Annotated in this window: 9 protein-coding genes and 1 pseudogene; 1 reads left to right on the top strand and 9 read right to left on the bottom strand. The window is 65.9% G+C overall.

From position 1 onward, the window contains the following. Nucleotides 1–151: 151 nt before the first annotated feature. The 9 genes and pseudogenes from flaJ to cheY form a co-directional block, all read right to left on the bottom strand. Entirely contained in the window at nucleotides 152–1,888 is a 1,737-nt protein-coding gene (gene flaJ / locus DJ69_RS13800) for an archaellar assembly protein FlaJ (protein ID WP_099256133.1), read from the bottom strand. Nucleotides 1,889–1,890: 2 nt separating this feature from the next. Then, nucleotides 1,891–3,564: a type II/IV secretion system ATPase subunit gene (locus DJ69_RS13795; protein WP_099256132.1), complete on the bottom strand. Its 1,674-nt coding sequence runs from the start codon at nucleotides 3,562–3,564 to the stop codon at nucleotides 1,891–1,893. A gap of 76 nt (nucleotides 3,565–3,640) precedes the next feature. After that, nucleotides 3,641–4,390 (bottom strand): ATPase domain-containing protein, encoded by a 750-nt coding sequence (locus DJ69_RS13790; protein WP_099256131.1) that lies wholly within the window; start codon nucleotides 4,388–4,390, stop codon nucleotides 3,641–3,643. Nucleotide 4,391: 1 nt separating this feature from the next. After that, nucleotides 4,392–4,889, bottom strand: coding sequence for a flagellar protein G (locus DJ69_RS13785; protein WP_099256130.1), 498 nt, complete (start codon nucleotides 4,887–4,889; stop codon nucleotides 4,392–4,394). Beyond that, nucleotides 4,890–5,351, bottom strand: coding sequence for a flagellin (locus tag DJ69_RS13780; protein ID WP_099256129.1), 462 nt, complete (start codon nucleotides 5,349–5,351; stop codon nucleotides 4,890–4,892). Beyond that, nucleotides 5,341–7,102 (bottom strand): annotated as a pseudogene (locus DJ69_RS13775) (FlaD/FlaE family flagellar protein). Before DJ69_RS13775 ends, DJ69_RS13780 begins: the two are co-directional and overlap by 11 nt. 117 nt (nucleotides 7,103–7,219) lie before the next feature. After that, nucleotides 7,220–7,738 (bottom strand): chemotaxis protein CheD, encoded by a 519-nt coding sequence (locus DJ69_RS13770; protein ID WP_099256128.1) that lies wholly within the window; start codon nucleotides 7,736–7,738, stop codon nucleotides 7,220–7,222. Beyond that, nucleotides 7,735–8,934 (bottom strand): chemotaxis protein CheC, encoded by a 1,200-nt coding sequence (locus tag DJ69_RS13765; protein WP_099256127.1) that lies wholly within the window; start codon nucleotides 8,932–8,934, stop codon nucleotides 7,735–7,737. Before DJ69_RS13765 ends, DJ69_RS13770 begins: the two co-directional genes overlap by 4 nt. Beyond that, the gene (cheY, locus tag DJ69_RS13760) at nucleotides 8,934–9,290 is read right to left on the bottom strand and encodes a chemotaxis protein CheY (RefSeq protein ID WP_099256126.1); all 357 of its coding nucleotides are present in this window, start codon (nucleotides 9,288–9,290) and stop codon (nucleotides 8,934–8,936) included. Before cheY ends, DJ69_RS13765 begins: the two co-directional genes overlap by 1 nt. Before the next feature lie 416 nt (nucleotides 9,291–9,706). Here cheY and DJ69_RS18920 point away from each other — a divergent pair, with 416 nt between their 5' ends. Further along, nucleotides 9,707–10,144: a zinc ribbon domain-containing protein gene (locus DJ69_RS18920; protein ID WP_099256134.1), complete on the top strand. Its 438-nt coding sequence runs from the start codon at nucleotides 9,707–9,709 to the stop codon at nucleotides 10,142–10,144. Nucleotides 10,145–10,339: the final 195 nt, after the last annotated feature.

The raw sequence follows: 10,339 nt of genomic DNA, 5'->3' as shown, positions 1-10,339 counted from the left end.
CGCGAGGGCGAAGCACGGCGACGTAAGCACTGCAGGGAGCGAACGAAGTGAGCGACTGAAGCGCGCAGCGAGCCGCGCGAGTCGTCGCGACTGGGGCTTTGGAGATGTTCACCGCAACGTCATCAGCGACCATTTATAAACGAATCACCGCCTAAATCGTCAAGATCGCGTTCACCAGCGTCCGGGTCGCGATCGCCGTCCCCGCGCCGAGCCACGTCAGCAGCACGAAGTGGATGTAGCCGTTCGCGGGGTTCCCGCCGTCGATCCGCCGGATCATCTGCGAGGAGAGCGCGGCGTTGAAGAGGACGACCGTGAGCAGCAGGTACTCGATGAGGGGGATGTCGTACGCCCCGGGGTAGACGATCTGGGCCATATCCATTTGGTCGAGGCCGAAGTCGGCGGTCAGGTCCGCCAAGATCGCGACGACCTCCAGCCCGATGAAGAAGGCGAACGTCGCCGCCGCCGTGATCCCGTACAGCAGGCCGATGAAGGTCATCGCCGCCTGCCGACGCTGCTCGCGGAGCTGGTTGACGGCGTTCATGTTCTTCGAGATCAGCTCGCCGAGCATCTTCGGGTCCCCGCCCATCTGCCGCCCGACGAGGTACATCTCGGAGAACTTCTGGATGAGGTACGACCGGGTGTCGTAGGTGAACTGCTCCCACGCGCCCTCGGTGCTGATACGCATGTTGAGCCGGCGGTAGAGCCGCTCGATCGACGGCGAGAGGGCGCCGAAGTTCTTGTCGCGCAGCGTGGTCAACACGTCCGTCGTCGTCGACTGCTTGGCGCTCTCGGTCGCGCCGAGCGCGCGGACGAAGGAGGGGAACTCCCCGTCGCGGGCCGTGATCGCCTGTTCCTCGGTGCGGAGGACGACGCCGGTGATAATGAGGGGCGATATCGGCACCGCGAGGTACAGCGGGAGCCGCACGTCGTCGAGGAAGAAGAGCAGCCCCGGGAGCCCCGGGCCGTATCCGAACATCCCGGCGGCCGTGATCCCGATGATGAGGAAGGAGAGCCCGCCGCCGATCCCGAGCGACGCCCAGAGCTTCAGGTCGCCGGGGGCGCGCTCGTCGGGGTGGAACCAGATCGGGTCGTACGGGGAGGTCGCCCGGATCATCGCGTAGAAGCCGAGCTGGACGAAGACGAAGAGGACGATGACCGCCGCCACCGTCGCGGTCGGGTCGTTCCCGGTGAGGATCGGGAGCACGATCGCGAAGACGAGGGCGAACGTCATCGAGAGGATCATCGACATGTACAGGTCCTTCATCACCTCCAGGTTCGCCAGCGAGGACTCGTACACCGTCTCGTACTTGGCTAACATGACGTCCTGCTCGGAGACGAGGAACTCCTCTAACGACTGGCCCGCCCCCATCGTGTAGCCGAGCCGGTCGAAGAAGTCGGCCATCGCGTCGGAGGGGACCTCCTCGGCCCGCCGGCGACACGCGTCGTCGAGGCTCTGGTTCCAGGTGTCGACGAGGTGGACGACGCGGCCGATCTCCTCGGCCGCGACGCCGTACTCCTCCTCTTTCGCCAGCGTCCGAAACACCTCCATGCGGTCGATGTTCGTCGTCGACAGCACGGTCATATGCGTCATCACGAGGTGGAGCTGGTTGTCGATCTGCGTCTCCAGACTGGAGAGGTAGATCTTCGGGTAGATCACCGCCGACACCACGACGAGCCCGCCGAACATCGGGATCGGAACCCGCGCGGCCAACGGCAGCGGGAGGACGAACAGCCCGACGACGCTCGCGGCGAACACGAGCACCGCCGGGATCAACACGAGCCCGACGTACTTCCGCTTCGAGATGTCGAGCTTGTCGTACGACTCCATCACGGCCGAGGTCAGCTCCGCGGCCGTCGCGAGTCCGTTGCCGACCTCCTTCACCGCCATGGCTATCTGACGTTCCGGTGCATGTCGAAGGGAAGCCCCTCGACGCCGTCGCGCTGGAAGGAGTTGATCGCGTCGTTCACCTCGTGGTAGCCCAAGATCCCCTCCTGGATCATCCGGTTTATCAGCTCCGCGCGGAACTCCAGGTCGTCGTAGATGTCACGGGTGTCGGCGTACCCCAGCAGCGTCGCGATCTGTTCCTCGAGCACGTAGGAGTTGTTCATCCCTTGGAAGACGATCTCGTCCTCGACGGGGTCCCAGCTGAACACCTCGCGGGTGACGACCCCCTCCATCTCCTTGGAGTACCCCTCGATCTCCTGGACGCTCGTCACCCGACGGAGCACGTCGTCCCCCTGCTTCACCCGGTTCTGGAACAGCGCCACGTCGGCGTTGTCCATGAACGTCTCCGGGACGTTGATCGGCTCGGAGGTGAACCGCTGGATCATCGAGACGATGTCGGACGCGTGGAACGTCAGCATCACGGGGTGGCCGGTCTGGGCAGCCTGGAACGCCATGCGCCCCTCGGCGCCACGCACCTCGCCCACGATGATGTAGTCGGGGCGCGAGCGCAGCGCGGCGGCGACGAGGTCGAACATGTCCACGTCCGAGGAGCCCTCGCCGCCGCCCTCGCGGGTCAACAGCTGCTGCCAGGTGCTGTGCGGCGGGATGACCTCGGCGGTGTCCTCCGCGGTGTAGATCTTCGAGTCGTCCGGGATGTACGAGAGGATGGCGTTCAGCGTCGTCGTCTTTCCGGACGCCGTCTCCCCGACCACGAACACCGTCTGCTCGTTCTCCAGACAGAGCCAGAGGTACGCCGCCAGCTCCGGCGAGAGCGTCCCCCAGTTGGTGATCTGGTTGATCGACAGCGGCACCTCCTCGCCCTGCCGGATCGTGAGCGAGGAGCCCTTCAGCGACACGTCGTCGGAGTAGATGATGTTGATACGCGACCCGTCGGGCAGCGTGGAGTCGACGATGGGGTCGGAGTCGGAGAGCGGGTCGCCGATCCGCTCACCCATGTTGCGCAGCCAGTTGTCGAACTCCTGTGGCGTGCCGAAGTCGACGGTCGTCTCCAGCATCCCGTACGTCCCGTGGTCGACGTGGCACTCCTTGGGCCCGATGACGTGAATGTCCTCGTTGGCCGGGTCGCGCATCACCGGCTCGAGCGGGCCGAGACCGACGATGTCGCGGTTGAGGCGGTAGCGGATGTTATCGTACGTCTCCTCGGTGACCGACAGCTTCCCCATGTTGAGCACCTTCGAGAGGCTGCCGCGGAACCCCTGATTCTGCTCGTCGATGTGGGTGACCTCCTCCAACAGCTCCTCGATGAGGTCGTCGTACTCGGCCTCGCTGCCGGGGGCGCTGTGCTGGCCGCTCACCGCGAGCAGGCGGTTTTTCACCTCGTTGAGGACCTCCGCCTGCGGCCCCGAGACCTCCGGCTCGATGGCGTAGTACTTGGTGTCCTGCCCGAGGTCGCCGTAGATGTGGCTGTAGATCGGTCCGCCGACCGGATAGATGACGTTCGGGCGGTTCGACTCGTACTCGTCTTTCGGCTCCTCGATGAACTGCGGGAACTCCCCGGTGATCTGTTTGAACTCCCGCAGGTGCTCGCGGAGGTGAGGTCGTCGCATGGCGGCCTTCCGGAGCTCTTCCGACGGTTTCGCTGTGCCGTGTTCGGTCATGGTCTACTCCGTGTCTCCTGTCGGATCGGTCGCGTCCCGGCCGTCGGGACGACTGTGCGTCGGCTCGCCCATATGTCTAGGCGACGCTCCGGCTCTCGATGACGATTCCGGTTCCCGACCGGACCGAGAAGCCGATCGTGTCGCCGACCTGTTCGCCCATCCCCGCGAAGCGCTTCACGTTGATCTGGCGGCGGATGTCGCTGCCGACCTCGATCATCTCCAGCTCGAGGAACACGTCGGCGATCGACCGGAACGGGCCGATCGCGTCGTCGTCGACGGCCGAGGGGTCGACGGTGAGCACCACCACCTTCCCCTGCGAGATGATCTCCCGGAAGAAGGAGATGATCTCCAGGGCCGCCTGCCGCTCCTCGTTTTTCCGGACCAACGCCTCGAAGGTCGGGTCGTTCCGGAAGATGGCGTCGAACGTGTCGAGGAAGACGACGTCGGAGTTCCACATCGCCTCCGCGTTCATCAGGCGCTTGAGCAGCTCCTTGCGCTCGCCGTCGGTGTCGGAGAACGCCCCGCCGGAGTCGAAGTCGGCGTGGAGAAAGAGCAGCTCCTCCTGGAGGAGCGGCTTCACCATGTCGTACTCCAGCGAGTGCATCTGGTCGATGAACCCGCGGACGGTGAGCTCCGTCGACATCATCGTCACCGACGCGCCCTCCTCGACGAGCCCGTAGGCGAACCGCTGGGAGATGGCGCTTTTGCCGGCCCCGTAGTCGCCCTCCATCAGGACGATGCTGCCGCGGGGGATCCCCCCGCCGAGCTCCTTGTTCAGCCGGTCGCGCTCCCCGAGTCCGAGCGAGAGCAGATTGTCGTGTGGCATCTCAGTTGCCTCCACCCACGCGGAACTGGAACAGCTCCTCGTCACCGTTGGCCGTGACGTACACCCGGTGATCGCCGTCGTCGAGGCCGCCGCTCGTCCCCTCGAGCGCGTTCGTGTTGATCGTGAGCCGCAACACGTCGCCCCGCCTCCACGCCGCCCCCGCGTCGGCGGACACGAGTTTGCCGTCGATCGCGCTCGGCGGGACGTACCGACCGTCGAAGACGACGTCGAGGTCCGATCCGTCGGGTGCGAGCCGATAGGTCCCGGTGTTCTTTATCAGAAGCGTCACGTTGTGCTGATCGTTGACGTTGTACACCCCTGCGCTCGCGTCGGAGATGATCGTCACGTCGGTCCGGAGCGTCTCGGTCGCGTCCAACCCGGCGTCGTCGACCGCCGCGCTCACGCGGTCGACCCCCGTGGTGATCGTCCCGACCACGCCGGCGGCGATCACGAGGCTCGCGATGAACAGGATGAGGTGAGAGACGGGGACGCTCGCCATCTACGCGCTCACCTCCGCGCTGTCGCGGACGCCCGATTCGACGACGAGGACGACGCGGGTCTCGCCGGCGACCACGTCGGTCGAGAGGTCGGCCTTGTTGACCGTGATGGTCAGCGTTTCCCCGCCGAGCCACAGCTCCGTATCGCCGTCGCCCTCGACGCTCGTGGTCGCGTTCGCTCCCCCTACGTCGACGTACTCGTTGTCGACGAGCAGCGTCGCGTCGCCCGCGACGAGGCCGAGGGAGCCGTCGTTGGTGGCGGTGACGGTGAGATTCGTGTTGTCGTACGTCGCGTTCGACACCGAAAACGCCGTGTTCTGCCGCTCGAGCGCGCGCTCGTTCATGCCGTGTTGCGCGTCGCTGACGCGGTCGAATCCGTTGGCCGCGACGGGGTAGAACGTCGTGAACGCGAAGAACAACCCCGCGACGATGATAGCCGTCGACGCCGAGACGCTAACGCCCATCGCCCCACCCTCCGTCGGCCGGGTCGGCGCGGTCGGAACGCGGGTTCGGGTCGTTCATCGGGCGCGGTGAGCTCCCGTTGCGTTCGCGCCCCTCGGAGCCGCGACGGTCGTCGTGGCCGTCTCGGCCGGCCGGCTGGTCGTCCCGCCGCCCCGCTTCGTCCCCGTGGCCGTTCTCGCTCACGCGCTGATCGCGGTCGCCGCCGCGCTCCTCGCGTCGACCGTTGCGGCGGTCGGGCGCGCGGCGGTCGCGTCCGCCCTCGCGCCGACCGTGCCCTCCGCGTCCCCCGCGGCCCGAACCGGCCCGCGGCGGACCGCCGCCGACCAGCGAGCCGCCGGCGAGGTCGTCCCAGCGGTCGAGCAGCAGCAGGTGACCGCTCGTCCCGTTGAGCTGGGTCACGTATCGGAGGCTGCGCGTGTGGTGTTCGCGGACCAGTCGGTCGGTCCCCGGTCGGTCGACGAGGTTGCGGTCGATCGTGCCGAAGCCGGAGAGGAAGTCGCGGAGGCGCGCGGCCGCGTCGGGGCCGACCCACTCGATGCGCTCGTAGTAGTTGATCGCGCGTACCGCGTCGGTGACGTCGCTCTCGGAGACGAGGAACTCCAGCCACTCCATCACGAGGAGGTCGCCGACGTAGTCGCCGGGGAGCTCCGTGAGGTACGGCTTGCCGCGGGTTCCCGAGAGGTCGTCCTGCTGGACGTACTCGAAGCCGCCGCCGTTCGCCTCGGCGGGGTCGCCGCCGGGCTGCCGACCGCGCGAGCGATCGGGCTCGGGCTCGGGTTCCGGCTCTGGCTCCGGCTCGTGTCCGTTCGTCGCCGGGCCGTCGTCGACGGGCTCGTCGTCGAACGAGTCCATCCCGTCGTCGAAGGCGTCGACGCCGTCGTCGGGCTCGTCGTCGAAGGGATCCGCCTCGTCGCCGAGCTCCTCGTCGAACGAGTCGCCCCCGTCGTCGAACGGGTCGTCGTCCGCGCCCGCGTCCGTTTCGGCGCCGTCCTCGTCGGCCCAGTCGGCCTCCCCGGCGTCGTACTCCTCTTTCAGCTCGCTGAAGCTCTTTCCATCGTCGTTCATGTCGTCACCGTCGTCCGCCGCCGCGGTCTCGGACGCGGCGTCGGCGGGGTCGCCGTCGTCCGTATGCTCGTCGCCCGGTTCCTCGTCCAGCTCGGCGAACTCGTCGTCGTCCTCGAAATCGTCGTCGAGCAGGTCGTCGTCGAAGAACCCGTCTGCGTCCGCGTTCGCGACGTCGTCGTCGAGGTCGTCGTCGCCCGCGTCCTCGCCCTCCTCGTCGTCGAAGAGGCCGAACGAGCCCTCACCGCCGCCGTCGACGNNCCTCCTCGATGTCGTCGACGGCGGTCGATATCTCTTCGTTCTCCGAGCGGACCGTCGAGACGGTCGACGAGAGCGAGGCGACTTCGTTCTCCAGGTCGTCGAGCCGCTTCTCCAGTTCGTCGGTGTCGGCGCCGGCGCCGCCACCGCCGCCGTCGTCGAACTCGTCGTCCCACTCGTCCATCCCGTCGAACTCGTCGAAGTCGTCGCCGCCCATTCCGCCGCCACCGCCGCCGCCCATTCCACCCATTCCGCCGCCACCGCCCATCCCGCCGCCGAAGGGATCGTCGTCGCCGCCCATGCCTCCGGAATCGTCGTCGTCGGAGCCGTCATCGTCGAGAAATCTGTCGAGGACGCTCGCACCGACGAGCCCCAGCGTGGCGACTATCCATGCGGCGGCCGGAGCTCCCCACACCGGTAGTTCGAGGCCCATTACCGAATACCACCCCCAGAACACACTTCAATTCACCCCTCAAAATATCAGCTGTGAGAAGACACCGCCACAACGAAGCTCCGGCGACGCTTTCCCGGCGGTTTCCGGATGGACTCCTCAAAGCGTCCGTTCGAACCCGTCGGCCGCCCGGACCACCAGCCGCCCGTCGGCCCTGAACCGGACGGTCCGCCCGACGTCGTCGCCAACGGCGCGTTCGACCACCGGAATCCCGGCCGCGTCGAGGCACTGCTCTGCGCGCGCGACGTTCCGTGGCCCGATCGCGTCCGTCAGATCGAGCATCTCCGCGCCGCCGGCGACGCGCGCCTCGAGCCGACGGGGCGACGCGCCCGCGGCCTCCAGCTCCCCGATCAGCCTCTTGATGCCGGTGTCGACGTACTTGCCCGGCCGCTCGATGCCGGTCTCGGACTCGGTGCCGTTCGGCAGCATCGCGTGTAACAGCCCCCGAACGCCGGTCGACTCGTCGACGAGCGCCACGGCGACGCACGAGCCGAGGCCGCTCGTCGTCAGCGTTTCCCCGTCGGTCGCGACTGACAGGTCGCTGACGCCGACCTTGATCCGCCCCGAGTCACGTTCCCGAGAGAGCTCTCCCCCGCGGGACGACCGGTGGTGGCTCACGACTCGGAGAGACGGTCGAGCGCCCGCGCCAGTTCGCGCTCGTCCGGGAGGGCGTACACGTCACACCGGGACTGGACACCCTCCGTCTGGATCGCGGCGTCGATCACGAACCCGTAGTCCTGCCGCCGACTCAGCTTGGCGACCAGCGGGCTGATCGTGGCCGAGCCGATGTCGTGGACGAACTCCGGCGGCGAGTGGCTGATCGAGGTGCCGAGCACGTTCGCCCAGCCGTCGATGAACCCGCTCGTCATCACGTTCCCGAGCTCGCAGAGCGCGTTCTCGGCCATCCCGCCGAGCGGCTCGTCCGGCTCGCTGGGGAGCATCGAGGCCGCGATCTTCGCCGCGGACTCCTCCTCGAAGAGGATCGCGAGGTAGCCGCTCGGCTCCCCCTGAAGCTCGAAGACGGTCCCCGCGTGCGGCTCGACGCCGACCTCGGCTGGCACGTCCGCCAGCGGGACGAACCGCAGCCGGCTCACGTCGACGTTCGTGTCGAGCCCGGTCATCATCGCGATGTTGTCGGCGGCGTTCGCGGAGCCCCGCTTCGCCAGCGACGCGAACGTCGACAGCGACTCGTACGGGACCGCGGTGCTGTCGGTGCCGTCGTTCCCCGCCCCGCCGTCGGCGCCCGGCGCCGCGGCCGGCGCGGTCTTGCCCACGACGAGGTCGCGGAACTGCCCGGAGTCGGGGAGCATGTAGATCGAGAAGTCGAGATCCGTCGTCGTCGCGTCCAGCCGGCTCTCGAAGAGGAACACGCCGTCGCCGGCGAGCGCTCCGTCGGGGAGGACGGCGGCGCCGTCGGCCTCGAAGTACCGGGGCGGCGTCATGTCGATCGCCTTCCCGAGGTAGTTCGCCCACCCGTCGAGGAAGCCGCCGAGCGCGATGTTCCCGACCTCCGTCACCGCGCTCCGCCCCATCGACGACCCGCCCGGTAACAGCGAGAGCAGGGCGTCGACGTTGTCCGCGTCGAACGCGAGCACCGCCTCGCCTTCCAACCCGCCGCGAAGCCCGACGCTCACGCCGATCGACTCGCGGCCGGCGAACGCCTCGGCGAGGTCCTCGCCGCTGGCGACGCTGGCACCCGTGACCTCCACGGAGAGGTCCGTGCCCGTCAGGTCGGTGAGCGCGCCGGCGGCCTGTCCGGCCCCCCGCTCCGCCAACCGGTTGCAGGCGCCGAGCGCCCGAACGTCGACGCGCATTATACCGCCGATCCGATGGCGTCGAGCACGTTCGGCTTCTGGAACGGCTTCGTGATGTACCCCTCAGCGCCGGCCTTGATCGCCGCCTTCATCTTCTCCTCCTGCCCGACGCTGGTGCACATGATCACCGTCGCCTCCGGGTTCTCCTCGAGGATCTCCGTCGTCGCCTCGATACCGTCCCGGATCGGCATCACGATGTCCATCATCACGAGGTCGGGCCCGTGTTCATCGTACATGTTGACCGCTTCCACGCCGTTTTCGGCCTCGCCGACGATCTCGAACTCCCCTTCGAGGATCTCCCGGAGCAGGTTCCGCATGAACTCCGAGTCGTCCGCGATAAGTACGCGCGTAGCCATGGTTATCTGGAAGGGGGGACAGCGTTCACTTAACGACTCCCCCGCGCTTCTCAGCGATGAGAATTGATCGTGGCGCATTCAGGCGTAATGAATGTTTGGTCATATTTGCGTCCTCATGCTGGTCACAAAGTCTCAGTAAACCTGACGCTCTAGCGCTGAACATTGTCCTCGTTCGTCTTGAGCAGCCGTGCATTGATCACATTATTTATTAGTTTATTGAGTAATAAATTAATTATCAAAAAACGGCAGGATTGGCCGTTGCTATGTGATCAAATTGAATTCTTCTAATTATTACAATCGATTTTTGAATGAACTGCAACGGAGCGGTTTTGTGGAAATCGCCAGACTGCAGCTGAGTTTGTCCTCTGATACGGCTCCGAAGAGTTAAGTCCGACCACGGTACCGTTCCGATGAGGATGAAGACTTGTCCCCGGTGTGACTCGTCGATTGAACAAGAGGCCCGATACTGTGTCGAGTGCGGTGCCCCCCAAACCGAAGCCGCTGCGGAAGAATTTGACAAACGTGTGCAACAACAGGCCCAGAAGGTGGCTGCAGAGTCCGGGAACGCAGGTGGCGGCGCTGGGCCCGAACATACTCTGACAGACCAACTTAGCGATCGCGAGCAACTCTGGCGGCGTACTTGTTACGTTTTCGGGTATGGCACGATCGTTGGCGCCTTTACCTTGGTCCCACAGGTTGCTTCGTTCTTCCTTATCCTTGGCGGGATTGCAATCTTACCGCCCATTCGTCGACTAACTGCGAAACCGCTCGGGAGCCCACTAAAACGAGAAGTAATGCTTGGACTATACGTGGTGTTGGTGTTGCTTGGCGTTGCACTATTCGTGCTCGTTTAAGCACAGATGAGTCCGACACTACTTTGCACCATCCCCCGTTTGATGGCAAGTCTGGATATTCCACATCAACTGCTATAATTAACAAACGGTATTCATTCTGACAAAGGTTTTAATCGTGCAGCACCGCACGAACGAATCCAAGAATTGCCAGTGCAGTCACGAAGATTCCGAATCCAGTGCTCTGTTGAATCCGCA

The organism is Halorubrum persicum (genome assembly GCF_002727125.1).
Classification (GTDB): domain Archaea; phylum Halobacteriota; class Halobacteria; order Halobacteriales; family Haloferacaceae; genus Halorubrum; species Halorubrum persicum.
This window is presented reverse-complemented; position numbering and strand designations above follow the sequence as displayed.

What these genes read in the sequence shown, in the direction of transcription:
- DJ69_RS13790 (WP_099256131.1), bottom strand. Translation starts at nt 4,390, where the DNA reads ATGCCACACGACAATCTGCTCTCGCTCGGACTCGGGGAGCGCGACCGG.
- cheY (WP_099256126.1), bottom strand. Translation starts at nt 9,290, where the DNA reads ATGGCTACGCGCGTACTTATCGCGGACGACTCGGAGTTCATGCGGAAC.
- flaJ (WP_099256133.1), bottom strand. Translation starts at nt 1,888, where the DNA reads ATGGCGGTGAAGGAGGTCGGCAACGGACTCGCGACGGCCGCGGAGCTG.
- DJ69_RS18920 (WP_099256134.1), top strand. Translation starts at nt 9,707, where the DNA reads ATGAAGACTTGTCCCCGGTGTGACTCGTCGATTGAACAAGAGGCCCGA.
- DJ69_RS13765 (WP_099256127.1), bottom strand. Translation starts at nt 8,934, where the DNA reads ATGCGCGTCGACGTTCGGGCGCTCGGCGCCTGCAACCGGTTGGCGGAG.
- DJ69_RS13785 (WP_099256130.1), bottom strand. Translation starts at nt 4,889, where the DNA reads ATGGCGAGCGTCCCCGTCTCTCACCTCATCCTGTTCATCGCGAGCCTC.
- DJ69_RS13780 (WP_099256129.1), bottom strand. Translation starts at nt 5,351, where the DNA reads ATGGGCGTTAGCGTCTCGGCGTCGACGGCTATCATCGTCGCGGGGTTG.
- DJ69_RS13795 (WP_099256132.1), bottom strand. Translation starts at nt 3,564, where the DNA reads ATGACCGAACACGGCACAGCGAAACCGTCGGAAGAGCTCCGGAAGGCC.